This window comes from Candidatus Poseidoniia archaeon, from assembly GCA_030748895.1.
Classification (GTDB): domain Archaea; phylum Thermoplasmatota; class Poseidoniia; order MGIII; family CG-Epi1; genus UBA8886.
In genome coordinates, this window is sequence record JASMLC010000017.1 from 410 (window position 1) to 25,221 (window position 24,812).

Consider the following 24,812-nt stretch of genomic DNA (forward strand, 5'->3'; position numbering starts at 1 on the left):
AATTACCATCCTTATGGTTGCCCAAATGGTTCTTAATCCACAGGATGGAACTGTAAGTCAGTCCAGTTTTCTTCCAGATAATGAGGTCATAAGTGCCATTGAGGATATAGGCGATAAATTCTCTACAGAATATCCGGTTGACACCTTAGTTTATAGTAAAAATGACGATATCCTTACCTCAGACGCATTTGTGGAGATTCTGGAAATTGAAATTGCGTTAATCGAAAATGAATTAATTGTAAACAATTCTTTGACACCCACAAATCCGAGCACAGATATTGTTGCCATTCCTAACTATCTGGCACCTTTTGTAGAGGGAGACGCTTCAGATCTGCAAGAATTGAAAGATATTTATGCCAATAAAACGGACCAGGAAATAAAAGACGCATTCAATTCTGCAAAACAAAATCCTTTACTGGCTGGAGTCGTAATAAACATCCTTGGAGAATATGATGGGGATAATTCCGCTAAAGCAACCAAAATAACCTTCAAATTCGATAATAGCCAGAGAGAGGGAGAGGGTACGAGTGAGGCCTTCGACCGGATGGTCAGTGTCGAACTCGAAATGGCCGCTGTTGTCAAGGGAATGGAATTTGAAAGTGTTGAGCCCCATGCACTGGGCCAGGCGGTTCTGGACAATGCAATCAATGAGGCATCCAATGAGAATACAGATCAGCTTTTCATGCTGGTAATCATCCTGGTAATCGGCGTATTATTTGCTACGTTTCGCTCGCCAGTAGACGTTGGCCTCACAATGTTTGCTTTAATGATGGCAATCATATGGTCAAACGGATTTGCAAGCTTGCTTCAATTCGAACCAAGTTTCTTTGCAGTGATAGTGCCGATTCTGCTGGTTGGATTAGGTGTGGATTATGGGATCCATCTTGTAATGAGATACAGGGAAGAGCTGGTTGAGGACTGGAACATAGATAAGGCCAGTTCCTCATCAATCGTGTTTGTAGGTTCTGCGCTTCTGTTGGCAACCACCACCACAATGGTCGGTTTCCTGTCAAATGTAGCTTCGGATATCACTCCTATAAGGGAATTCGGGATTCAAGTTGCAATCGGTGTGCTTTCTGCATTCCTGATCTTTGTCACATTCATTCCAGCCTGCCGGATACTGATAGACAGGCGTTACGAGGCCAAAGGGCAGAAACTTCTATCAGATACCAATGAAAAGATTATTAGAGGAAGAAAAGAAGAAGGCGAACAGGCCGGCATCTTGGACAATTTTATGGAACTAGGGGCCAAGGTGGCAATCGAAAATCCACAACGCGTCCTGGCAGTTGTAGCTGCCATCACCCTGATCACCGGATATGCGGCCATGGGAATCTCTACGGAGTTCAATTTCAACGATTTTCTTCCTGAAGAAGTAGAGATTACGGAACATTTCCATTATTTGCAAGACGAATTCAGCACCTCGAACGAGTTCTCATTTATCTACATAAGTGGCAGTGTAGCCACCTTTGATGTCTTTAATCAGATCAATAATACACAGGTGGAATTATCTGATGGGGACGACTGGGTAAATCCAGACCAGTCAATGATGTTCTCTCCTTTGAATGGAATGAGGGACCTGGCCTCGAATAATTCAGACATCAATCCCTTCGATTTCTACAATTCAACTTTCGAAGAATTGTTCAACTCAAATGATGCTGATGGCAATCTGGTACCGGATTCCGATGAGGGGGTCCGCGAGCTCCTGGACTGGATAATGATAGGCGATGGAAAACAGGTTCCCAATATGGTCTCGAATTTCATCTATTATGATGAAGAAACGGATGATTATACTGTCGCTTATATTCTGGTAAATACCAAATCAAAAAATGCCTATTTCTCAGAGGTCGTAGAGGAACTGGAAAAAGATTCAGAGGGTCTGGAATCCCTGGAGACAGAGGGCAAGGTCGATTCGGTAGTGGTCACTGGTTTTCCTGCAATAATCGATGTGGTGGTCAACACCATCAATGAGACCATGATGGGGTCCATTATCTATACCATAATCCTCTCTTTCATTATTCTTACAGCTATCTTCGAGTATACTGACAAACAGCCCTGGCTGGGCCCACTCACGATGATACCGGTCCTGCTGGTCCTGGTCTGGATCCTGGGGACAATGGTAGCCATTGGATACGCTCTGAACGTATTCACAATTTTGATCGGGGCCTTGACCGTGGGGCTGGGAGTCACCTATGCAATCCATATCTCACATAGATTCATAGAAGAAATGGAATACAATCATTCCTTGGAGAAGGCGGTGAACAATACCGTCAAGAATACGGGGTCGGCGCTATTCGGGGCGGCCATGACTACTGTTCTGGGATTCGGGGTCCTGTTTTTTGCGATACTGCCTCCAATGAAACAATTCGGGACAATGACCGCACTGACGATCTTCTATTCCTTCCTGGCATCTGTATGGGTCTTGCCAAGTATCTTGGTCCTTTGGGCCAGATACACTAATCTTGGAAAAGGGAATGATGAACAACAAGACCAAGATGATGTAGAAGAAGAGGAATCAGACAAGGAAGAAGAAAAAGAAGAATCAGGTTTGTGACCCCCTCACTCCCGAAGAACATAGTGATTCAGTATCGTCTGCGCAACGCGATGACGGCGCTGAGCTACTCGAATGCCTGGATTCCCGTAATCCACTTGCCGAGAATCAGGTTGTGGATATCGTGCGTCCCCTCGTAGGTGGAAACGCTTTCGAGGTTGGCCATGTGGCGCATTATAGGGTACTCGTTGAGGATGCCGTTGGCGCCGTGGATATCGCGTGCCATGCGCGCGATGTTCAGCGCGACATCAACGTTGTTCATCTTTCCCAGCGAGACCATCTCGGGCGAAGCCTCGCCCTTGTCCTTGGCGCGGCCAAGGTGATAGGCGAGCAGCTGGCCTTTCGTAATCTCGCGCAGCATCCACGCCAGCTTGTTCTGCACCAGCTGGAAGCCGCCGATGGGCTTGCCGAACATGATGCGCGACTTGGCGTATTCGACCGAGGCGTGGTAGCAGCCCATCGCGGCGCCGAGCGCGCCCCAGACGATGCCGTAGCGCGCCTGTGTCAGGCACGATAGCGGCCCCTTCAGCCCGCTGACGTCAGGCAGGATGCGGTCGCCGGGGATGCGGCAGTCCTGCAAGACCAGCTCGCTGGTGACCGAAGCGCGTAGCGAATGCTTGCCCTTCATCTCCGGCGCCGAAAATCCAGAGTCGCCCTTTTCGACGATAAAACCACGGACTTTCCCGTCGAGCTTGGCCCACACTATCGCCAGGTCGGCGATGGTGCCGTTGGTAATCCACATCTTGGCGCCGTTGAGGATGTAGCCGTCGCCGTCGGCAGTTGCCTTAGTTTCCATGCGTCCCGGATCGGAGCCGTGGTCCGGTTCGGTCAGCCCGAAGCAGCCGATGAGCTTGCCCGCAGCCATTCCCGGCAGGTAACGCTGCTTCTGCTCTTCGGAGCCGAAGGCGTGGATGGGATACATCGAGAGCGAGCCCTGCACCGAGACGAAGCTGCGCAGCGCCGAGTCGCCCCGCTCCAGCTCCTGGCACACGAGCCCGTAGGCGACGTTCGAGAGGCCGGCGCAGCCGTAGCCCTCGAGGTTGCAGCCGAAGAGCCCCATCTCGCCGATTTGCGGCAGGAGGTCCATCGGGAAAGTGCCGGCCATGTAGTGCTCCTCGATGACCGGCAGCACGTTTTCCCCGGTCCAGTCGCGCACCGTGTCGCGCACCATACGCTCCTCCTCGGTGAGGTGCTGCTCGAGGTTGTAGAAATCTACCCCGCTGTAGGACGCCATGGGGGGGCCGAATCCGGGGACTATAAATGGGAATCGCAGCCGCCGCCTTTAATTCAGGCGGCTGCTGCCCCCGTGATGGAAGAAATCTGGGTCGAGAAATACCGCCCCGCCATGCTCGCCGAGGTGGTTGGGCAATCGGCGGTGACGACCCGGCTCGCGAGCTACGTGCGCGAGAAGTCGATGCCGCACCTGCTCTTCGCGGGGCCGGCCGGGACGGGGAAGACTACCTGCTCGCTGGCGCTGGCGAAGGAGATGTTCGGCGAATACTGGCAGCACAACCTCCACGAACTGAACGCTTCCGACGAGCGCGGGATTGACGTCGTGCGCGGCAAAATCAAGGAGTTCGCGCGCACCGCGCCGATTGGCGAAGGCGGCTTCAAGATTATCTTCCTCGATGAGGCCGACGCGCTGACGAGTGCGGCGCAGGCGGCGCTGCGCCGCACGATGGAGAAGTATTCGCGCACCTGCCGCTTCGTCATGTCGTGCAACTACTCCTCGAAAATCATCGAGCCCATCCAGTCGCGCTGTGCGGTCTTCCGCTTCCGGCCGCTGCAGGGCGAGGATGTGCAGCGCTACCTGAAGTTCATCGCCGGCCGCGAGAAGCTAAAGATAGACGACGAAGCGTACGAGGCGCTGGCGTATCTGGCGCAAGGGGATTTGCGCCGCGCCATCAACTCGCTCCAGATGGCGGCCGCCGCCGACAGCGAGACCATCACCGCCGAGGTGGTCTATCAGGCGGTCTCGGCGGCGCGGCCGGGCGAAGTGCGCGAAGCGCTGGAGCTGGCGTTGCAGGGCAACTTCGCCGGCGCGCGCGAGCGGCTCGACGCGCTGATTATCACCTATGGCCTCGCGGGCGAGGATATCCTGCGGCAGATGCACCGCACGGTGCGCGAGCTGGAGATTCCCGATGAGGCGAAGGTGCAACTCATCGAGAAGCTGGCCGAGGCTGACTTCCGGCTCTCCGAGGGCGCGACGGCGCGCATCCAGATTGAAGCGGCTATCGCGCACTTCATCGTCGTCGGGCGGCATATCGAGCGCGAGCAGTCCTGACCCAGGCAATCCTGATTTGCAGGGCTGGATTGGACAAAAGGTTTAGAAACACCCCTTATCCCCCGCCGTGGGCGACAGCTTCCTGACGCTGGACGACCTGCCGCCCGGCGGGAAGACAGTGCTGCTGCGGGTTGACATTAACTCCTCCCTCAACCCGGAGACCGGCGCGCTGCTGGATGACACGCGCATCCGGCGCCATGCCGCGACAGTGCAACTGCTGGCGGATGCCGGCGCAAAGGTCGCCATCCTGGCGCACCAGTCGCGCCCCGGCCTGCTCGACTGCGCCCCGCTCGAACGGCATGCGCGGCGGCTGGCGCACCTGCTCGACCGGCCGGTCGAGTTCGTCCCCGACATCCACGGCGAGCTGGCACGCGACGCCATCGCCAGCCTGAGGCCGGGCGAAGTAGTGATGCTCGACAACGTCCGCTTCGACCCGGAGGAGGTGGCAGTCAATTCATGGAACGGCAAGGGCTTCGCGCCGCAGGCCGACACCGCGCTGGTGCGCAACCTCGCGCCGCTGGCCGACATTTTCGTCAACGACGCCTTCGCGGCCGCCCATCGCTGCCAGCCGTCGCTGGTCGGCTTCGCCGAGACGCTGCCGATGGCGACCGGGCTCGTGATGGAGCGCGAGCTGCGCAAACTGGGCGGCGCCATCGCCGACGGACCCGCGCCGCGGATTGCGCTGCTGGGCGGCAGCAAGGCGGCCGACTCGGTCGCGATTGCGCGCCACTTCCTTTCGCAAGGCGTCGACGAGGTGCTGACGGGGGGCGTCGTCGCCAATATTTTCCTGCTCGCCGGCGGCGTCGACATTGGCGAGCCGAGCACCGCCTTCATCCGCGACCGCATCGCCGACTGGGAAGCGGTGGTCGCCGACGCGGCAGCGCTCCGCAAGGAGTTCGGCGACCGCCTCGTCGTGCCGCTCGACGTCGCGGTCAGCGACGGCGGCCTGCGCCACGGCCTGCCGGTGAGCGAGCTGCCGACCAGGCACCCGGTCCACGACATCGGCCTCGAGACGCTGGTCGCCTACCTGCAACGCATCGAGCGCGCCGGCACGGTCATCGCCAACGGGCCGATGGGCGTCTTCGAGAATCCCGAATTCGCCGCCGGAACGCGCGAAATCTTCACCGCCATGGCCAACAGCGACGCGCTGACGGTCGTCGGCGGCGGCGAGACCGCGATGGCGTTCACCCAGATGGGGCTCGCCGACCGGGTCAATCACGTATCCACGGGCGGCGGCGCCTGCATCGCGTTCATGTCGGGCCGGGTAATGCCGGTGCTCGAGGCGCTGCGGCACTCGAAACGGCGTTTCGATGAAGGCGGTTACGACAAGTAATGGAGCCACCGGAGGGATTCGAACCCTCGACCTGCTGATTACGAATCAGCCGCTCTACCGGGCTAAGCAACGGTGGCTCGCGCCTCCCCGTGCAGGCGGCGGTTAAGAGGCTAGCGCGGCGCTACGCCTCATCTTCGTCTTCGGGCTCTTCGCGCGCCCAGATGTTATCGGGGATTCCGTCGTAGACTGACGGCTCCGCCACCTCGGGCTCGGACTGCGGGCCGGAGGCACAGCGGTTGAAGATTTCGCGGTGCTTCATGAGCCAGTAATGGATGCGCCACTCGCGACCGTCGTAGAGCGTGGTTTCCTCGCGCTCGGTCTCCATCAAACCGGTATCTTCGAGCATGTAGAATGTATCGCGGTCCTCGGGGTGCAGCACGTTGTCGATAATGCGGTCGCTGTAGCCAAAGAAGTTCAGGATGTGCTCCGCGAGGTAGCCCGCTTCATCGTCGCCGAGGTGCGCGTATTCAGCGCTGTTGCGGATGGCGGTTGCGAGTGAGTCTGCCGTCAATACTTCCATGGAGCTCCGGGGTCTTCGCCGCTGTGGGCTGGGTGCTATATTAATTCCGTGTCGCGCCGTTTATATGCGCGCGACGGCTCGCGCCGCCCGTGGCCGACGGGCAGGACCCCTGGGAGCAGATGGAGCGGAAGCTCTTCGGCATCCCCGAAGGCGCCGGGAAGGCGGACGGAGCGTCCGCGGTGCGCACCGCGCGGCGCGAGCTCCCCGAGCTGCCGGAGCTGGAGTCGGAGGCTGCGCCCGCGCCGACGGGGGAGGGCGAGCGACCGCCGTCGCCCGCTGGCGTGGGCTCGCCGCGAGCGGCGAGCCCGCTTGAGCTGCTGCGAAGCGGCGTTCCCGCGGGATTCGGCTGCATCCTCGGCACGACGGTGCTGTTCGGGCTGCTGGGGCTGCCCGGCTCGCTGGCGGCCGCGGTCGGCGGCTACTTTGGCGGTCGCCTGGCGGGCGACCCCGCGCGGGCGCTGACGGCGGCGATGCTGCCGTTCCTGCTGGTCGCCGCGGTCGCCGGGCTCGCGAGCGCCGGCGGGCTGCCGCCGGGGGCGGGGCCACAGGACCTTGGCGCTGCGCTGGGCGAGTGGCTCGACTACACGCCGGGCGGGGGCGCGCTGGGAGTGCTTGCGCAGCTGCCCGATTCCGGGTCGGCGGTCTTCATCACCGTCGTGGTTTTCGCCTTCGTCGGCGGCCTTTCGGAAGCGGCGCGGCGCGGGCGCGACTAGAGACCGGTCCACTCGAGCGCGATGGGCCAGTAGTAGCGCTGCGCAGCGAGCAGCACCAGCACCGCCAGCAGCACCATCGGCACGCCGTTGCGGACGAAATCAGCCGAGGAGGGGATGCCGGAGGCGTGGACTATCAGGTTGGGCGGCGTGCCGAAAGCGGTCATGAACGCGAAAGCGGTCGAGATGGCGGTCAGGATAGCGACGACCGCCAGCTCCAGCCCCGCCGCGACGCCCACCGCGAGGGTAATCGGCACCAGTACCGCCGCCGCGGCGCCGTCGGACATGATGTTGGTCAGCGCGACGCCGAGCAGGATGATTACCGAGAAGAGCAGCAATTCGCCACCCCCCTCCACCAGCCCGAAGATGCCGAGCGCCAGCCATTCGGCGACGCCGTGGTCAACCATCGCCGCGCCCAGCGTCAGCGCCGCGCCGTAGATGAACATCACGCCCCAGCGCAGCTGGCGGCGGCTGTCGTCCCACTCCAGCACCCCGCTGACGTGCATCGCAATCGCGCCGAGCATCGCCACCGTCCCGAGCGTCAGCCCGGTGCGGCCCGAAGTCAGGAAGAGCAGGAACGTGCCGCCGAGGATGGCGAGCGCCAGCAGCTGCCGGTCGCGTAGCGGCTCGGCTGGCGGCAGGTGGTAGTCCAGCGAGCGGTTGCGCAGCCGGTTAGCGAGAATCAGCGTCAGGAAGAGCAACGGCATCAGCGCCAGCGTAATCGGCGCTGCCAGCACGACCCAGTCGAGGTAGTCGATTTGCAGGCCATATTGCTGCAGGAAGCCGATGGCAATCACGTTGCGCGCCCCGCCGGACGGCGTCGCGAGCCCGGCAATGGAGCAGCCGAAAGCGACCGCGAGGGTGAACGCGACCATCTCGCGCGGGTGGTCGCGGATGTCGGTCTTGTCGATGACAGTCAGCACGATGGGGAGCATGATGGCCGCCACCGAATGGTCGGGAATCACCGCCGCCATCAGCGTCGAGACGATGATGAGCCCCCCCAGCAGGCGATAGGTCGAGGCGGTGAAGGGCGCCAGCAGCTTGCGGATAATCAGCGATTCGGTTCCCGAAGCCGAAATTCCCTGCGCGATAATCAGCGAGCCCAGAATCATGAACACCGCGTCGGACGCATACGGCGCGAAGGCGTCGTCGCGGCTGCGCAGACCAAGCAGCACCAGCCCGGTGCCGGCCATCAGCGCCGTCACGGGCAACGGAAAGACTTCGGAAACCCAGAGATAGATGATGAGCAGGAAGAAGAGCAGGACGTGCCGCCCGTCGGCCGGCAGCGCGGTGGTGAGCAGCAGCAGCCAGATTACGAACAGGATTATGCCGCCCGCGAGCAGCTTGCGGAAAGTCCGGTTGAGCCAGAGGCGGTAGGGCAGCGTATGGCGCCGCGGCTGAGCCCGCAGCCGCAGTAAATCGGCACGGCGCCTGAGATTCTCCCGGTCGTCGCTCATCGCAGCACGCAGACCGGGCGGTGGGCGTCAAGCACCAGCTCGTGCAGCAGCGCCACCGAGACGGCATCCTCGATGTCGGGCAGTACTACCAGCCGCGCCCCCTCCGCAGCGATGGTGCGGTTAGTCGCCGCAAGGTTTCGCCGCCAGAGCCCGCGCAGCGGTGCAATCGTCGAGGTGACGTGGAACTCGCCGCCCAGTTTGCCACGCAGCTCAAGCACCGCGTCATCGAGTGCCGCCGCACCGCCGTGGATGTCCTCGCCAAGGTGCAGCAGCTCGAGGTCACAACCGAAGGTGCGCGCCAGCTGCTCGACCAGCTGCATCGCCCGTTCCGGCAGCTGCGGGCCGTCGAATGCCACCAGCGCCGGCCCGCCCGGCCCCGGCAGCGGCTGCTCATGCCGCACGACAAAGGCGTGGCACTGCACGTCCTCGAGGATGCGCTCGACCTCCGAGCCGGTGAAGAAGCGCGTTAGCCGCGACCGGAACGGCCCCAGCACCAGCGTGTCGCCCGCCTGCTCCTCGGCGACCATGTGCGCCAGCACGAGGTTGCGCTCGCCGCACCGCAGCAGCGGCTCCACCTCGACGTCGCTGACCGACGCGGAGAACCGCTTCAGCTCGCGCTCGCCCAGCGGGAAGAAGCACTTCTCGGGGTCCTGCAACTCGCTGCCAGCACCGGTCTTGGCCGGGTTGGCGATGTAGGCCGCCACCAGCGGCAGCTTCAGCCGGCGCGCCAGCGTCAGCGAGTAGTCGGTCGCCGCCTTGAGCCGCTTGGAAGGGTCCAGCGGCAGCAAGAGCTTGCTGAACATCCTCGTCCAAGCTGGGGCAACGTATATGAACTACCCGCCAGTCCGCCGCGGCCGAGGAGGCAAGCATGGCTAAAGCGCAGCGCAAGGTAAAGGACCGCTGGAAGGGAAAATCGTGGTATTCGCTCCACGCCCCCTCCATGTTCAACTATGCCGTCATGGCCTGGACGCCGGCCGACAGCCCCGAGGCTGTCACGGGTCGCGTGGCCGAAGTCTCACTCGACCAGCTCAGCGGCAATTTCGGGCAGAAAAACTACATCGTGCGCTTCCGTGTCGGCGAAGTGCGCGGCCCCAACGCCTTCACCACCTACGACGGCCACCGGCTGACTTCCGACTACAAACGGGCGCTGATTCGGCGCCGCAACAGCCGCGTCGACTGCAATTTCACCCTCACCACCGCCGACGATGTTCACCTGCGGCTCAAGCCGATGCTGGTGGTCGACAACCGTATTCGCCGCTCGCAGGAGAAAGTGCTGCGGGCGCGGGCAAACCAGCTCATTATCGAGAGCCTCAGCGAGTTGGCGCTGAATGAGGCGCTGAAACGCATCTACTCGGGCGACCTTGCGCGCGACCTCGCCAAGGAACTGCGCGCCATCTACCCCACGCGCCGCGTCGAAATATCCAAGATTGAGGTGCTCTCACCCGACGCACTGATGGAAGTCCCACCCTCGGAAGATGAGCTGGAGCGCATCATGGCCGGGGAAGAGGAGGAAGCGGACGAGGAAACCGCGGACGCGGATGCCGATTACGAATCGCTCACCGTGCCGGAACTCAAGGAACTCCTGAAAACGCAGGGACTGCCCGTTTCCGGAAAGAAGGCCGACCTTGTTGAGCGACTGGCATCAGCCGGTAGCGACGAAGAAGAGGAGTGACGGCCCCCGAAAGGGAGCTTAGGCCATTCCGGCTGCCCGGCTTGCGCTGGGCAGGTATTTTTGCCCTGCTTACATTGCTGAGCCTGGACCTCTGGGCGTGGGGCTCGAAAGCCGTAGTCGGGGGTTGGCTACCGGTCTGGGTTTTCCACCTGCTGGTGCTACAATTCGCGCTGGCGTTCGCGCTCTGGCGCTTTGCGCGGGAGTGGAATCCATGAGCGCGACGCTGACCGTGCTGGCCGTGCTGGCAATCTACCTCGCCGGCTCCCTCTGGGTTGGATGGCGGTCCTGGCGTCAGGGAGCTGCGACGCTGGATGACTATTTTGTCGCATCGCGCCGCATCTCACCACTAGTCCTTTTCTGCACGCTCGCAGCGACTAATTTCTCGGCTTTCTTCTTCCTTGGTTTTGCCGGCGCGAGCTACCGGCTTGGCTGGCCTTTCTACGGACTGATGGCATTCGGCACTAGTCTGGTGGGGCTCAGTATCCTGCTGCTGGGGGTGCCAATCCACAAACTCGGCAAGGCGAAGGGATACCTGACACCACCGGAGCTTATCACGGGCGAAAGTGGCTCGCAACTGCTGGGATGGCTCTATGGAGCCGTGCTCGTAATTTTCACGCTCCCCTACCTCGCCATCCAGCCATACGGCGCCGGACTTGTCCTCGAGTCGCTCACCGACGGCGGTATTGACGGATTTCACGGTGCCGTGCTGCTGACTGGCGTGATGCTGCTCTACATCTGGCTGGGCGGCATGCGCTCCTCGGTCTGGACCGACCTGCTTCAGGGAGGGCTGATGCTGGGGCTGATGGTTGCCGCAGTGATGGTGGTGATGCAGGGGCTGGGCGGCTTCGGTGCGGCGGGCGGAGAACTCGCCACCGCGCACCCGCAGAAGTTCATGCGGGAGGGAGCTATCACCTGGCAGGTGTGGCTCTCCTATACCCTGCTCTGGCCGATGGTGGTCCCGATGTTTCCGCAGCTGTTCTCGAGATTCTACATCGCCGAGTCAGACCAGGCGCTCCGTACCGCAGCGTGGCTCTATCCTACTATTGTGCCACTGCTCTTCCTGGCACCGGTGCTGCTCGGTGTCAGCGGAAACCTGGACTTCCCGGGGCTCGCGAAAGCCGAGAGTGACTCGATAGTCCCAATGCTGCTGCTCGAGCATGCACCACTATGGCTGGCGGCGCTGGTGATGACCGGGGCTCTGGCAGCATTCATGTCAACTGCCGACTCGCAGTTGCTGGCGATGTCCTCCATCCTGACCCGCGATATCGCCGCATCGATGACTGAGCTGGAGGAGCAACAGCAGTATTCGCTGGGGCGCTGGCTGGTTGTAGCGCTTGCAATCGTAGGGCTGGCGCTGGCGTATGACCCACCAGATACCATCTTTAACGTCGTTTCACAGGCGTTCACCGGGCTTGCCGTGCTCTTCCCCACCACGGTCGCGCTGCTCTGGTGGCGGCGCACCCGCAGCGAAGCATGCATCGCCTCAATCCTGATGGGCGAAACCCTTGTGGCGTGGACCTACCTCGCGGCGCAGGACGAGGGAGTTCCCGAGTGGTTTACTCAGGGTTTCCACCTCAGTATGCCTGTAATTTTCCTGAGTGCAGTGACCCTTGTAACCGGTAGCCTGCTTCTCGGAAAGAGAGCCCCCACTTAAATACTGCTCGTCAGGAAACGACGCCAGTCTCGCGAGCCGCCCGCTCAATCGTTTCGGGCGGCTCGCGGTCGAGGATAGTGTAGCGCTGCGGGCGGATGGTGTGCGCCTCGCGCAGCGCCTCAAGAACGTCGGCGTCATCCAGCCCCAGCTGCTCCGCAGTGGTGGGTGCGCCGGCCGCAGCAAGGGTGTCGCGGATGCGCTCCCAGTCACCGCCGTGGAGCTGCATCGTCACAATCGAGCCGACACCGCACTGCTCGCCGTGCAGCGCGGGGCTGCCGGCGTTGGCGTCGAGCCAGTGCGAGAACTTGTGTTCGCCGCCCGAAGCGGGGCGCGACGAGCCGGCAATCGACATCGCGACGCCTGAGGAAATCAGCGCCTTGACCACCAGCCGCACCCCCTCCTCGCTGCCGCCGGCGACCAGTTCGGGGTCTTCCTCGACCAGCCGGGCGGTCATCTCCGAGAGCGCCGCCGCGTACGCCGAATACTCCTCGCCGCGGTCGCGGCCGAGCTGCCAGTCCAGCACCGCAGTCTGGTTGCTGACGATATCGCCGATGCCGGCCGCCAGCAGGCGATGCGGTGCCGAGGCGATGATGGTAGTGTCGGCGACCACCGCAATCGGCGGGCGCGCCTCCATCGAGGTCTTCTGCCCGGCAGCACGAATCGAGGCGCGCGCCGAGGCGAAACCATCGTGTGACGCCGCGGTCGGGACCGAGATGAACGGCAGGTCGAGGTGGTAGCCCGCCTGCTTGGCGAGGTCGACCGGGCGGCCGCCTCCCACGCCGGCGAGAAAGCCGCAGCCGTCGGCGGCCGTCTCGACCCGCGCCAGCTCCTCCATGCTGGCGCCGTCGATTTCGATGACCGCGACCGGGTGGCCCGTCTCCTCAAGGTAGCCAAGCACGCGGTCGCCCGCCACCGAGCGGGTGACTGCGTCGCAGACCAGCAGCCCGCGCTCGGGCAAATCCAGCTCGGCGATGACGTCCGGCAGCTGCTCGATGACGCCGGGGCCGGTGACTACCATCCGCGGCAGGACCATCGAGCGCGGCGGGCGCGGTTTCATGGCGGCGCAGCGAGCGGCGTGTTTAACCCTGATGTGCTCGCGAAAGCGGTTTGCGGAAGCGGCTGTGCTGACGCAACCGCTTAATACGGCCGCATTTACGCGCCGCCATGCGGGATGGCGATATCATCACCCTCGACTACGAGGGGCACAGCGACGGCGAACTGTTCGACACGACGCTCGAGAAGGCGGCGAAGGACGCCGGCGCCCACGAAGAGGGACGACCTTACGGGCCAATCACGGTCATTATCGGCGAGGGGCGCCTCGTGCCCGGACTCGAGGCAGCGCTGAAGAAAGGCAAGGTGGGCGAAGCGAACGAGGCGACGCTGCCACCCGAGGAGGCGTACGGCCAGCGCGACCCGAAGCTCATCGAGACCATGTCGCGGACGCGGTTCAACCGCACCTGCCCCGACGCCAAGGGCTACCCCGGCGAAGAGCTGGAAATCGAGGGGCGGCATGCGCACCTCGTCGCAATCTACGGCGCGCGCGTGCGGGTCGATTTCAACCAGCATCTGGCGGGGAAGGAGCTGGTCTTCAAGTTCACCATCAAGTCGAAGGTCTCGAAGGCGGACGCCAAGGTAGCGGCGCTGTTCGACATGGAATACCCGTCAGGCGACACGCCGGAAATCGCGCTCACTGGCAAGCGCGCCGAAATCACGCTCCCCGACCGCTGCAAGTTCGACCCGGCCTGGTTCCAGGCCAAGTATCGCGTCGTCGCGGCGCTGCGCAAGCACACCGACCTGGAAGAGATAATTTTCATCGAGAGCTACGAAGGCACCAAACCCGAAAAGAAGGAAGCGAAGAAGAAGAAAGCGCCGGCGAAGAAGAAAAAAGCCGCGAGCAAAAAGAAGGCAGCGCCGAAGAAGAAAAAGGCTGCGAAGAAGTAGTTCAGACGCGTCGCCAGCGTGCCCCGTCCGGCGTGTCCTGCACCTCGACCCCCTGCTCCGCGAGTTCGTCGCGTATCCGGTCCGCCTCCGCCCACTCCTGCGCGTCGCGGGCCGCCTCGCGCTGCGCCAGCAGTGCCTTGATTTCGGCATCGCTCGGCCCCGCCGCTTCGCGTGGTGTGAACAGCCCCAGCACCTCGCCGCCCAGCTCCTCAAATGTTGAGACGACCGCGTCGCGCAGTTCGGGCGCGAGCGATTCCGGCGCGTGCCGGTTCGCCTCGCGCGCCAGCCCGAAGAGCGCCGCGAGCGCCTCGCGAGTGTTGAAGTCGTCGTCCATCGCTGTCGTAAAGTCGGCGCGGGCGGTCGCGACCGCGTCGCGCAGCGCCTCGGGCTGCCCGTCGCCTGTTGGGGCCGCGACTGCGGCATCGCCTGCGGCGCCTGCCGCAGCGCCTTGCGGGGACGCGGCGCGGTAACGGTGGAGCGTCGCTGCGAGCCGGTCGTGGGCGGCGGCGGCTTCATCAAGCGCAGCGTCGCTGAAGTCGATGGGCGAGCGGTAGTGGCCGTTGAGCAGGTAGAACCGCACCACCTCGGCGCTGGAGTGCTGCAGGACGTCTCGCACGAGAAAGAAATTGTCGAGCGACTTCGACATCTTTTCCTTGTCGATGGTCAGGAATCCCGTGTGCAGCCAGTAGCGCACCATCGGATGTTTTCCGGTGTGGCACTCGGTCTGCAGAATTTCCGACTCGTGATGCGGGAACTTCAGGTCGCTCCCGCCGCCGTGGATGTCGAACTGCGGCCCCAGCAGCGCCAGCGACATCGCCGAACACTCGATGTGCCAGCCGGGGCGACCCAGCCCCCACGGGCTTTCCCACGACGGCTCGCCCTCGCGGGCGCCCTTCCAGAGCGCGAAGTCGGCCGGGTTGCGCTTGCGCGGGTCGACCGCGACCCGCGCGCCCGCCTCCAGTTCTTCCAGCGACTGCCCGGTCAGCGTCCCGAACTGCTCGCTCGCCGACGGGACGTCGAAGTAGACGTCGGGTGCCAGCGCCCCCTCTGCGGCCGGGGCGACGTAGGCGTGCCCCTTCACCAGCAGGTCGGCAACCAGCGCGACCATCTGCTCGACGTAGTCGGTCGCGCGCGGCATCTGGTGCGGCGGCCGCACGCCCAATGCCCCGAGGTCGGCGCTGGTGCGCTCGATGTACCGCTCCGCAAGGTCGGCCGGCGCAATGCCTTCCTCGACGGCGCGCGCGATAATCTTGTCATCGACGTCGGTGTGGTTCTGGACATGCTCGACTGCGTAGCCGGAGTGCTCGAGCCAGCGCCGCATAGCATCGAACGCGACGTAGCTGCGCGCGTGGCCGAGGTGCATGTCGTTGTAGACCGTCAGGCCGCAGACGTACATTCGCACCCTGCCCGGCTCGCGCGGCGCGAACTCCTCGAGCTTGCGGCTGGCGCTGTTGTGGACTTTGAGCACGCGACGCGAGGGTGGGCCGGATTAAAACCGCTCCCGCCCTGCGGCTGCGTGCCTGAGCTGCCCGAAGTCGAGACCTGCCGCCGCGCGCTCGCGCCGCTGCTAACGGGGCGTACCCTCACCGCCGCCGAAGCGCGCTGGCCGCGGGCCGCGGAGACCCCACTGCCGGTCGCCGGTCGCCGCATCGTACGGCTCGAGCGGCGTGGCAAGTTCCTGCTGCTGCGGCTCGACCGCGGCTGGCTCGTCGTCCACCTGCGCATGACCGGCCGGCTGGTGGTGGCGCGCGAGCCGCCGGCGCGGACCACGGTCGCGTTCGGGCTCGACGGCGGCGACTGGTTCTGCCTCGTCGACATGCGCAAGTTCGGCCGCGCCTGGCTCGTCGCGCGCGCCAGCGAAGTGGTGGGCCACCTCGGCCCCGAGCCGCTCTCGCGCACCTTCACCGCCGCCCGCTTCGAGGCGATGCTGGCCCCCCGCAAGGCAAGGTTGAAGCCGCTGCTGCTCGACCAGCGCTTCCTCGCCGGGCTGGGGAATATCTACGTCGACGAGTCGCTCCACGCCGCCCGCATCCACCCGCTGCGGACCGCCGCGTCGCTCTCCGCCGGCGAAGTGCGGCGGCTGTATCGCCACATTCGTCGCATCCTGCGCGCCGCGATTGCCGCGGGCGGCACGACCGTCCAGAACTTCGCCGGCCCAAATGGTGCGCCGGGGCGGTTTCGCGACCGCCTGCAGGTCTTCCGCCGTACAGGCGAGCCGTGCTACCGCTGTGGAACGGCGGTCGAGCGCAGCGTTGTCGCGCAGCGCGGGACGCACTCCTGCCCGCGCTGCCAACCGCTCTGAATCCTTAAATACAACTCGGGGCTCGCCCTGAAAGAGGATCCTGAACCATGATGGCAGCCAAGAAAATCTCGAAAAAAATAGTAGTGCTCGGCGACCCTGCCGTAGGCAAGACCAGCCTCATCCGGCGCTTCGTTATCGACGCCTTTGATGACAAGTACCTGACCACGATTGGGGCGAAGATTGTCAAGAAGGAGGTTCCGCTCCGCTCGGGCGGCGCGAAGCCGGACATGGATGTGACGCTGATGATCTGGGATATTGCCGGCCAGAAGACGCTCGGCAACGTCAAGCAGGCGTACTACCGTGGCGCTGAAGGGGCGATGATTGTCTGCGACATTACCCGCCGCGAGACGCTGCTATCGACGATTGACTGGATTAAGACCCTGATGCAGGTGACTGGCGAAATCCCGGTTGTACTGCTCGCCAACAAGTGTGACCTGATGGACCAGGCGCTCTTCGGTGACAAGGAGATGCAGGAAGTTTCCAACAAGCTGAATGCACCCTTCCTCCTCACATCTGCCAAGGATGGCCGGAACGTCAATGACGCTTTCCAGAGCATCGCTTCGCAGATGATCGAGGGGATGGGGTAAACGGGCGGCTGCCCGATGGAAGACTTCTACGACTCGGACATAGGCGCCCAGACTGCCGACATCCTGGTGCTGCCGAGCAGCTTTCTCAGGACACTCTGGAAAGAGCTGACTGAGGGGCTCGGCGAGGAGGAAGGCCAGAAGGCGTTCTTCCGCTGCGGTGAAACGGTCGGCGAGAGCCTCGCCGCCAACTACTCGGGCGACACAGGGCAGATTGACGCGCTGCTCAATCAGGCGTGGGCCGAGGCGGGCCTTGGCCTGCTGTTCGTCCTCGAGGCGAACCCTGAGAGAGTTGTTTGCAAGGTGGAGAGCCTGCTCGAGGTAAACGTCATCGGGATTTCAGAGCCATGCAACTTTACCTCCGGCTGTATTGCGGGCGTGCTCAAGGGCATCATGCAACATCCTTATAGCGTGGAAGAGGACTCAGTCGGTGAAGATACTCGTGTCTTCACTTTCAACCCGGTGTAATCGATGGCGGAGCTCAACTGGCGGAAACAACTCGCAAAACTGCTCTATAATGGCGACCTCGAGGCGGCTACCAACTTGCTCGAGGGAGGGCTGCGCAGCAACCCCCGCAACATGTCGATGAAGGTCGAGCTGGGCAAAGTGCAATTCATGCAGGGCGATATCGATAGCGCCCGCACCACTTTCGAGGGCGCCCTGCTTGCTAATCCTGATAACGCCGAGGCGCTCAAAGGCAAGGGCGACGTGCTCGAGGTCTTTGGCGACTACGAGGAGGCCATCAAGGCTTACCAGATGGCTTCACAGCGCGCGCCAAAGGATACGGAGAACTGGAAGGCGCTGGGAGTATTGCTGACTAAGCTGAAGAAATACGGGCAGGCGGACAAGTGCTGGAACGCGCTGCTGCGCATCGACTCCAAGGACGCTGAAGCATGGTACAACAAGGGGCAGACCCTGCAACTGCTGAAGAAGTACAAGGACGCCGGCAAGTGCTACGAGCGCGCCATCGGCGCGCAGCCTGATTTCAAGGAGGCACACGGCGACTTGGTAATTGTGCTGATGGAACAGGACCGGCTGGAGGAGGCACTCAAGGTGGCCGAGCACGCAGTCAGGATGCATCCCAAGGACGACACGCTCCACCGTAACCATGGTGTGCTGCTCTACCGGCTCGACAAGCATGAGGAGGCGCTGGCGGCGTTTGACAGCGCGCTGGAGCTCAACTCGTTCGTCGTCGACACCTGGGTCAACAAGGGTACTGTGCTCAAGGCGCAGGGTGACCTGCCGAGCGCCCTGCAGGCGTTCGACAAGGCACTGGAGATTAATCCCAACTTCACCGTCGCCAAGGAAGGACGTGTCGGAGTTCTGGCTGACATCGAGGCGGCGAAGCCGAAAGGACTCATCAGCCGGATTTTCGGCGGGTAGCCGAATAGCATTTTAACAGCCGCCAGTATCGGGCTGGTCCTTGACTCGTGACATCCCTAATGAAGAGCTTGTCGAACTCTGGCGTTCGTTCTTTCAGGACACCCGTTTCCGGCCGGTCGACAGCAACGGTGTGCGCGCCCAGATACCGCGCTGCCCCGCCTGTAGTGGCAGCAGTGATGGGGGGCGCAAGTGCCCGGTCTGCGGCGGCAGCGGTGTCGATCTGGAGCGGGTGCCGACCTATGGTGACCAGATTGAATCTGTGGCGCAGGTCTATCCCAAGGGCGACAAAGCAGTCTTCGTCACATGGGAAGATGTTACCGACTTCCACCCGCGGCTCTCGAATAACCTGCTCTGGAACCTCGAGAACACACTGAAGGCAGCGCGCGAAGTTGTCAAGGAATTCGTCAGCGACGAGGCGCAGGAGCGCGTGCGCGAAGAGCATCGCACTGATATTACGCTAGACGTTGCGCCGCTCGAAATCCCGGACCAGCTCTATCAGGAGGAAATCCGGGACCTGCGCAAGGAACACCTCTACCGCATGGTCAAGGTGCGGGGGCTGGTGCGCAAGTCACTGCCGGTCCGCCCGCGCATGGAGGTGGGGCTTTTCGAGTGCAACTGGGAGCGGCACCGGCAGCGCGTCATTCAGGATTTCTTCACGCTGCGCGAGCCGAACAAGTGCATCGGGGAGGGATGCAAGTGCACCGAGTTCCAGCTGCGCGAGGAGCAGTCGCAGTTCATCGACTCGCACAAGCTGGAGCTGCAGGAGTTCCCCGAGGACCTCCCGCCCGGCGCACAGCCGGAACGGCTGACGATTTTCGTCGAGAGCTCACTCGCGGCGCAGGCGCGTCCCGGCGACCGGATTGCGGTCGTAGGAGTGATGCGGACCCGCGCGCAGTATACCGGGCGACGGGCGCGGACCGAGTTCGATGTCTACCTCTACGCGCACTCGATTGACGAGCGCGAAGCGGAAGTCGAGAACCTCGAGCCGACCGAGGAGGAGATGGAGCAAATCCTCGAGCTGTCACGCCACCCCGACCTGCGCGAGCGCATCATCAACTCGATAGCACCCTCGATTTACGGCATGAAGTGGCAAAAAGAGGCGATTGCGATGCAGCTCTTCGGCGGCGTCGACAAGCATCTTCCTGATGGCGCCCGCATACGCGGCGACATCCACGTGCTGATGATGGGCGACCCCGGCGTCGCCAAGTCGCAGCTACTGCGGGCAGCCGCGCGGCTGGCACCGCGCGGGGTGATGGCGACCGGGAAATCCTCCTCGGCGGCCGGCCTCACCGCGGCGGCGGTGCGCGACGAGTTTGGCGAAGGGCGCTGGACGCTCGAGGCGGGGACGCTGGTGCTGGCCTCGGGCGGGCTGGCGTGTATTGACGAAATTGACAAGATGGATGAGAATGACCGCTCGGCGATGCACGAGGCGATGGAGCAGCAGACGGTGACTATTGCCAAGGCCGGCATCAACGCACAGTTGCACGCGAAGTGTTCATTACTCGCGGCAGCCAATCCCAAGCGGAGCCGCTTCGACATGACGCGGCCGCTGCCGGGGCAGGTGAATATGCCCGTGACGCTGCTGAGCCGTTTCGACATCTTTTTTATAATCGTCGACCAGCCCGACCCAAAACGCGATGCCGAACTGGCGACGCGAATTCTCGAGTCGCACCGCGCCGGTGAGATTATTGGCAGCGGCGAGGACACCGAGCTGGAAGAACGCGAGCTTCAGCCGGCGATTTTGCGCGAACTGCTGCGGCTCTATGTCGGCTACGCGCGCAAACTGCGGCCAGTGATGACGCCGCAGGCGCAGCAGAAGCTGAAGGACCACTACACCTCGATGCGCAAGTCTTACCAGCAGCGCGGCGAGGAAGAAGAGCAGGTGTTTCCGATTACCCCGCGGCAGCTGGAATCGCTAATCCGGCTGGCCGAGGCGGACGCGCGCATGCACCTTTCGCACACTGTCGGGCCAGAGAACGCCGACCGCGCCATCGAGATGCTGACACTGTTCCTCACCATCACACTCCACGGCGATATCGACATGGCCTTCACCGGCCTGACCGCGAAGGAGCGAAAGCAGAAGGAGGACCCGCTGGCGATGATTGTGCGCTTCATCCGCAAGGGAGGCGATGAAGGCACTGACGAGCTGGAAGTCCTCGACCTGCTCGAAGAACAGGGGTTCTCGCGCACAGACTGCGAAAAATACCTCCAGCAGCTAAGCAAGGACGGGCGTATCTTCTCGCCCGCCCATGGTCGCTGGCGCATCGCGTGAGCCGCTTCCCGCGCGCGCGCCTCGACCGGCTGCTGCGCGCGATTCCCGGCTTCCCCGACCCGCAGCGCGAGCTGGAGCAGTACCCGACGCCGGCAGAGGGCGCGCTCGAGCTGCTCGAGCGCGTCTGGCAGAGGGGCGACCTCGCAGGAAGCGTTGCCGACCTCGGCTGTGGCACTGGCCGACTGGCGCTCGGCGCGGCGTTCCTCGGCGCCGAAGTCACGGGCGTGGAGCTGGACGACACCGCGCTAGCGGTCGCGCGCGAGGCGGCGGCCGACGCGGGGCTGGCGGTGGAGTGGCGCTGCGAGCCAGTCGAGAACTGGACGCAAGGCGTCGAGACGGTCATCATGAACCCCCCGTGGGGTGCGCAGCGGCCGGGCGCCGACCGGCCGTTCCTGCGCGCTGCGCTGGCGACCGCCGGCAGCGTCTGGTCGCTCCAGCCGGCGGTCAGCGACCGCTTCCTGCGCCGCTACGTCGAGCAGCTCGGCGGTGCCGTCGCGGACGCGTGGCCTGTTGACCTGGAGCTGGAGCGGACCATGCCGTACCACACGCGCGAGCGGAAAACGGTCGAGGGAACCCTTTATCACCTGCACCCGGTCGGCGCGCGATGAGCCTGACACTGCCGGGAGACCGACTTGCGAGTGCAATGGAATACATGCCCGGACCGGGCGTCTACGAGCGCGACGGCGAGCTTTTCGCCGCGCTGACCGGCGAACTGGTGCGCGACGAGGAACACACCGAGCTGCGGGTGAAACCGGTGGTCTCGGTGCCGCTCGAAATCCACACCGGCGACCGGGTGCTGGGGCGCATCCAGTCACTGCGCGAAAAGATGGCGACGATCGAGGTCGTGCGCGTCAAGGGCAAATCACGGCAAGTCGGCACGTGGGTCATGGGGTCGCTGCACGTCGCGCGCATGTCCGAGGATTACGTTTCCAACACCAATGACGTCTACAGCGTCAACGACCTTGTTCAGGCGCGGGTTGACGAAACCAGGCCGGCGCTGAAGCTCAACACCAAGTCTGGCAGTGATGGGGTTGTCGGCGCGCGCTGTAGCGGCTGCCGCGACCACCTGAAAATGGTCGACGGCGAGCTCTTCTGCGGCGAGTGTCGCAAGACGGAAGCGCGCAAGCTCTCCAGCGAGTATGGGCAGGTCCAGCTGTAGCACCCTGCTGCTGCTCGCGCTATTCCTGCTCCCGGCTGCCACAGGCGAACTCGATGCGAGCGCCAACGGCGAGGCACGGCTGCTGCTGGTAGACTCGGGCGCCAGCGTCGAGTTTGTCGCAGTGGTGCCGGCCAACACCAGCGTCAAATGGGACTTCAGCCGTCACCCGGCGGAGAACGGCAGCCGCTATAATTACTCGGCCAGCTCGACGCAGGTGCTTCACGCCGCGGGGGCGTACAACGTCACCTGCACTGCCACTTACAGCGACGGCAACGTCGAGCAGCAGCAGTTGTGGGTCATCGTCAGCTGGGAGGAGCCACTGGACGAGCCGGACGCTAACCGCCCGCTATTCATCGCGCTGGCGGGCAGCGAGCTATTCATGGGCGGCTGGCTGCTGCTGATTACATGGCGGCTGCGGGAAGAGAAGTCCTACCTCTAGCGCCGCCTGCGCGCTGCCAGCCCGAGGCCAGCCAGTGCTGCCAGCAGGCCGGGGCCGGGAATCCCGCCGCCGCTACCGTCGCTGTCGTCACCATCACCGCCAGCATCACCACCTCCACTACCCCCACCAGACTTGGTGACGGTAACCGTAGTGGTGTAGAAATCGCGGCTCTGGTCAAAAGACGTTCCGTCTGACCACCAAACAGTGATATCTAGGTTGTAGGCGCCTTTGGCATCGAAGCTGATTGTGACCGTACGGTCCTGCGTCGTCGTGATGTCACCGTCAATGTTGATTTCGAACTCCTCCACCGGACCCGTAGTCCCGGTCAGGTCAATCGTGATATCCTCACCTATAGCTGCGTTGAGAGGTGAGACTGAGACGTCAAAATATTTTTCGGCGATTATGTCCAGCTCCTTGACCGTGAAACTGGCGCTGGCGTTCGCCTGCAACCCACCGTCATCGGTCACGGTCAGCATCACGGTGTGTGCGCCGGTGATGTTGCTACTGACGGTCGCGTTCTGCGTGGTCGCGACGACGACCCCGTCGAGCTGCCATTCCCAGCCTGCGATGTGACCCTCAGCGTCGCTACCACTTCCGCTGAGCGTAACTGGTGCATCAACCTCTACTTCGGCAAGCGAGAGCGATATTATGGCGGTGGGCGGCGTGTTGGTGACAGTCCTGAACGAACGTGTGTTGTTGCCGCTCCAGGCGCCGTCATTGTCCATTACCTGTAACCTCACCGTCCCGTCGCGCGGTGCGTCGAAGCTGGTGGTCCAGTCAGCAGTAGTAGCAATCAGTACGCCATCGAACCACCAGCGCCACCCCTCGATAACTCCGTCGGAATCGCTCGAGCTGGCGCTGCTGAAGGTTATATCGAAGAACTGATAATATTCTGGCACGAAACTGCTGCCGGGGAGGGGGTCAGGCGATATGGTGATGGTCGCCACTGGCGGTTCATTAGGTGGACCGACCGAGAAATCCTCGGATACCCACGAAGACACCGTGCCGTTGGTGTCTATAATACGGAACCACGCCTCGTAACCTGCAGCTTCACCGTCTTCGCCTTCTGTCAGATTGTCGACCATAACTGTCTTGCCATAAAGTGTAAAGAGCGTCAAGCCGTTGGTACCCGAGCGGATATCCCAGCGATACTCGTCACACTCTTCCTCCGCACCACTGGACCCGGTGCAGTGCCCACTGAAGGTAATTATGTCTCCGACCTTGGCAGGGCTGGGATCAATCGAGTCAATGTGCGCCAGCGGAATCGGTGGCATAATCTGGAAAGGCTCCTGTGCTGGTTCACTACGCAGGCCTTCATTGTCCTCAACAATCAGCTCCATGGTGTGATTCCCAACGCTGATGCCACTGTCAGCGAATGTCATTTCGTCGCTGTAGTATGCCCCGTCCAGATACCACTCGTAGGCGACAATACTGGTGGCGGGATCGTAATAGGTACCTGAACCAAGGAAATTGATTTCTTCACCTTGATGGGCTTCGGGCGGGTTTATACTGATGCTTGCATCCGGGTTGCGCGGCGGCGGTCCAGTCACGTTGAGCCAACTCTCGTTCTTCACGCTCCACTCACCGCCGGCCTTCACCTGTAGCGTAATTGTGTGGTTGCCTTGGCTGAACTCACCTGACTGACGCTGGAAGCTTAGATCAGAAAACTCGGAGCCGCTATGAATGACAACATCAATTGATGAATTCCAGTAAACGAACTCGAGTTGATCGTCATCTCCGTCGGAAAACTGTCCATCGAAATTAATTGGAGTGCTGGAATCTTTATTGACCTCCTGCGGGTCAATCTGTAAAATGGTGGCCTCAGGGGCAGCCGCCTCGGAACCGGCGGCGAGAAACAGTGCGAGCCCCAGCAGGGACAGCACGAGCACGTCATGGCGCATCCGCCGCCGTGAGCCTGCCGGATAAATAACGGTTCCCTCCGCGCCGAACGCCCCGCCAGCGACCCCGCAAGGCACTGCGGCAGGCGCCGCAGTCGCGGCTTCGACAGGCGACCCCCAGACGGCGCTAATCCTCGCGTTCATCGTCCTGCCGGCGGTCGGTGTGGTGCACCGGGAACATCAGCTCGCCCAGCGTCGGCCGCTGTCCGCCGCGCTTCCGCGCCGCGTAGCGCAGCACTGCCCAGCCGGCCGCGACGCCGAGGGCGACCCCGGCCACCGCGAGCCAGCTCATCAGTAATCGGGCTCGGTTTCCTCGCCCTGAAGGTCGGGCTCGAACTCGGCGTGCAGCTCGGACATCAGGAGGTTCAGCAGCGAATCGAAGCGGATGCTCCGTATCTCGCGCGCACCACCCATGCTGGTAGTCACCCGCGCCACGAAGTCGGCTTTCGCTGACTCAATCTCAATCTGGCAGATGGACTCCTCCATGCCCGCGCCGAAGGGGGACGGTATAAAACGGTTTCAGCCGGGGTCTGCGGAAGTCCTATAGTATACCGCTGTTACAGCCCCGATGCGCCCACGGCCGTTCCTGCTGCTGCTTGCCGGCTTCGCGCTGGTGTTGATGGCGGCGGGGGAAGCGGATGCGGAGAAAGAACCGG

25 protein-coding genes and 1 tRNA gene are annotated in these 24,812 nt (G+C 62.7%); 16 read left to right on the plus strand and 10 right to left on the minus strand.

The window, feature by feature from the left end:
• The coding region (locus QGG57_06405; GenBank protein MDP7007795.1) for an MMPL family transporter at positions 1-2,551 on the plus strand (2,551 nt) is incomplete at its 5' end.
• A 64-nt stretch (positions 2,552-2,615) separates the two neighbouring features.
• Here QGG57_06405 and QGG57_06410 read toward each other — a convergent pair.
• Entirely contained in the window at positions 2,616-3,782 is a 1,167-nt protein-coding gene (locus QGG57_06410; GenBank protein MDP7007796.1) for an acyl-CoA dehydrogenase family protein, read from the minus strand.
• 75 nt (positions 3,783-3,857) lie between these two features.
• Between QGG57_06410 and QGG57_06415 the strand changes: the two genes are divergently transcribed.
• A complete protein-coding gene (locus QGG57_06415; protein ID MDP7007797.1) occupies positions 3,858-4,832 on the plus strand; it encodes a replication factor C small subunit in 975 nt (324 codons plus the stop codon).
• Between the two features lie 67 nt (positions 4,833-4,899).
• A complete protein-coding gene (locus QGG57_06420; protein ID MDP7007798.1) occupies positions 4,900-6,165 on the plus strand; it encodes a phosphoglycerate kinase in 1,266 nt (421 codons plus the stop codon).
• Here QGG57_06420 and QGG57_06425 read toward each other — a convergent pair.
• Both QGG57_06425 and QGG57_06430 read right to left on the minus strand, forming a co-directional pair.
• A tRNA-Thr gene (locus QGG57_06425) sits at positions 6,166-6,242 on the minus strand.
• Between the two features lie 44 nt (positions 6,243-6,286).
• Positions 6,287-6,685 carry a hypothetical protein gene (locus QGG57_06430; GenBank protein ID MDP7007799.1) on the minus strand — a complete coding sequence of 133 codons (399 nt, stop codon included), beginning with the start codon at positions 6,683-6,685 and terminating at the stop codon, positions 6,287-6,289.
• An 89-nt stretch (positions 6,686-6,774) separates the two neighbouring features.
• Here QGG57_06430 and QGG57_06435 point away from each other — a divergent pair, with 89 nt between their 5' ends.
• Positions 6,775-7,398: a hypothetical protein gene (locus tag QGG57_06435; protein ID MDP7007800.1), complete on the plus strand. Its 624-nt coding sequence runs from the start codon at positions 6,775-6,777 to the stop codon at positions 7,396-7,398.
• Here the strand turns inward: QGG57_06435 and QGG57_06440 are convergent.
• On the minus strand, positions 7,395-8,852 hold the full coding sequence (locus QGG57_06440) for a DASS family sodium-coupled anion symporter (GenBank protein MDP7007801.1): 1,458 nt from the start codon (positions 8,850-8,852) through the stop codon (positions 7,395-7,397). The genes QGG57_06435 and QGG57_06440 overlap by 4 nt on opposite strands.
• Complete coding sequence (locus tag QGG57_06445; GenBank protein ID MDP7007802.1) at positions 8,849-9,655, minus strand: universal stress protein; 807 nt, start codon at positions 9,653-9,655, stop codon at positions 8,849-8,851. Before QGG57_06445 ends, QGG57_06440 begins: the two co-directional genes overlap by 4 nt.
• Positions 9,656-9,720: 65 nt before the next feature.
• Here QGG57_06445 and QGG57_06450 point away from each other — a divergent pair, with 65 nt between their 5' ends.
• The 3 genes from QGG57_06450 to QGG57_06460 all read left to right on the plus strand — a co-directional run bounded on the left by QGG57_06450 (position 9,721) and on the right by QGG57_06460 (position 12,178).
• A complete protein-coding gene (locus QGG57_06450) occupies positions 9,721-10,524 on the plus strand; it encodes a 30S ribosomal protein S3ae (protein MDP7007803.1) in 804 nt (267 codons plus the stop codon).
• 74 nt (positions 10,525-10,598) lie between these two features.
• Positions 10,599-10,739, plus strand: coding sequence for a hypothetical protein (locus QGG57_06455; protein ID MDP7007804.1), 141 nt, complete (start codon positions 10,599-10,601; stop codon positions 10,737-10,739).
• Positions 10,736-12,178 carry a sodium:solute symporter family protein gene (locus QGG57_06460; GenBank protein MDP7007805.1) on the plus strand — a complete coding sequence of 481 codons (1,443 nt, stop codon included), beginning with the start codon at positions 10,736-10,738 and terminating at the stop codon, positions 12,176-12,178. Before QGG57_06455 ends, QGG57_06460 begins: the two co-directional genes overlap by 4 nt.
• A gap of 10 nt (positions 12,179-12,188) precedes the next feature.
• Here QGG57_06460 and QGG57_06465 read toward each other — a convergent pair whose 3' ends face one another.
• A complete protein-coding gene (locus QGG57_06465) occupies positions 12,189-13,235 on the minus strand; it encodes an NAD(P)-dependent glycerol-1-phosphate dehydrogenase (GenBank protein MDP7007806.1) in 1,047 nt (348 codons plus the stop codon).
• Between the two features lie 107 nt (positions 13,236-13,342).
• On the opposite strand from QGG57_06465, the gene QGG57_06470 reads away from it, so the two are divergent.
• Positions 13,343-14,119, plus strand: a complete 777-nt coding sequence (locus tag QGG57_06470; protein MDP7007807.1) for a peptidylprolyl isomerase — start codon at positions 13,343-13,345, stop codon at positions 14,117-14,119.
• 1 nt (position 14,120) lies between these two features.
• Here the strand turns inward: QGG57_06470 and cysS are convergent, their stop codons facing one another.
• The gene (cysS, locus tag QGG57_06475) at positions 14,121-15,587 is read right to left on the minus strand and encodes a cysteine--tRNA ligase (protein MDP7007808.1); all 1,467 of its coding nucleotides are present in this window, start codon (positions 15,585-15,587) and stop codon (positions 14,121-14,123) included.
• A gap of 48 nt (positions 15,588-15,635) precedes the next feature.
• Between cysS and mutM the strand changes: the two genes are divergently transcribed.
• From mutM to QGG57_06515, 8 genes are read left to right on the plus strand one after another with little or no spacing between them, the layout of a single operon-like run.
• Entirely contained in the window at positions 15,636-16,421 is a 786-nt protein-coding gene (gene mutM / locus QGG57_06480; GenBank protein ID MDP7007809.1) for a bifunctional DNA-formamidopyrimidine glycosylase/DNA-(apurinic or apyrimidinic site) lyase, read from the plus strand.
• A 50-nt stretch (positions 16,422-16,471) separates the two neighbouring features.
• The gene (locus QGG57_06485) at positions 16,472-17,008 is read left to right on the plus strand and encodes a Rab family GTPase (protein ID MDP7007810.1); all 537 of its coding nucleotides are present in this window, start codon (positions 16,472-16,474) and stop codon (positions 17,006-17,008) included.
• A gap of 15 nt (positions 17,009-17,023) precedes the next feature.
• A complete protein-coding gene (locus QGG57_06490) occupies positions 17,024-17,473 on the plus strand; it encodes a hypothetical protein (GenBank protein MDP7007811.1) in 450 nt (149 codons plus the stop codon).
• A 3-nt stretch (positions 17,474-17,476) separates the two neighbouring features.
• On the plus strand, positions 17,477-18,388 hold the full coding sequence (locus tag QGG57_06495; GenBank protein MDP7007812.1) for a tetratricopeptide repeat protein: 912 nt from the start codon (positions 17,477-17,479) through the stop codon (positions 18,386-18,388).
• Between the two features lie 40 nt (positions 18,389-18,428).
• Positions 18,429-20,660 (plus strand): ATP-binding protein, encoded by a 2,232-nt coding sequence (locus QGG57_06500; GenBank protein ID MDP7007813.1) that lies wholly within the window; start codon positions 18,429-18,431, stop codon positions 20,658-20,660.
• Complete coding sequence (locus QGG57_06505) at positions 20,657-21,268, plus strand: METTL5 family protein (protein MDP7007814.1); 612 nt, start codon at positions 20,657-20,659, stop codon at positions 21,266-21,268. The genes QGG57_06500 and QGG57_06505 overlap by 4 nt, the downstream gene beginning before the upstream one ends.
• The gene (locus tag QGG57_06510) at positions 21,265-21,819 is read left to right on the plus strand and encodes an exosome complex RNA-binding protein Csl4 (GenBank protein MDP7007815.1); all 555 of its coding nucleotides are present in this window, start codon (positions 21,265-21,267) and stop codon (positions 21,817-21,819) included. The genes QGG57_06505 and QGG57_06510 overlap by 4 nt, the downstream gene beginning before the upstream one ends.
• Entirely contained in the window at positions 21,800-22,258 is a 459-nt protein-coding gene (locus tag QGG57_06515; protein MDP7007816.1) for a hypothetical protein, read from the plus strand. Before QGG57_06510 ends, QGG57_06515 begins: the two co-directional genes overlap by 20 nt.
• Here the strand turns inward: QGG57_06515 and QGG57_06520 are convergent.
• From QGG57_06520 to QGG57_06530, 3 genes are all read right to left on the minus strand, one after another.
• A complete protein-coding gene (locus QGG57_06520; protein MDP7007817.1) occupies positions 22,255-24,159 on the minus strand; it encodes a PKD domain-containing protein in 1,905 nt (634 codons plus the stop codon). The two genes, QGG57_06515 and QGG57_06520, sit on opposite strands and share 4 nt — an antisense overlap.
• 124 nt (positions 24,160-24,283) lie before the next feature.
• Entirely contained in the window at positions 24,284-24,448 is a 165-nt protein-coding gene (locus QGG57_06525; protein ID MDP7007818.1) for a hypothetical protein, read from the minus strand.
• Entirely contained in the window at positions 24,448-24,642 is a 195-nt protein-coding gene (locus QGG57_06530; GenBank protein ID MDP7007819.1) for a hypothetical protein, read from the minus strand. Before QGG57_06530 ends, QGG57_06525 begins: the two co-directional genes overlap by 1 nt.
• Between the last annotated feature and the right edge of the window lie 170 nt (positions 24,643-24,812).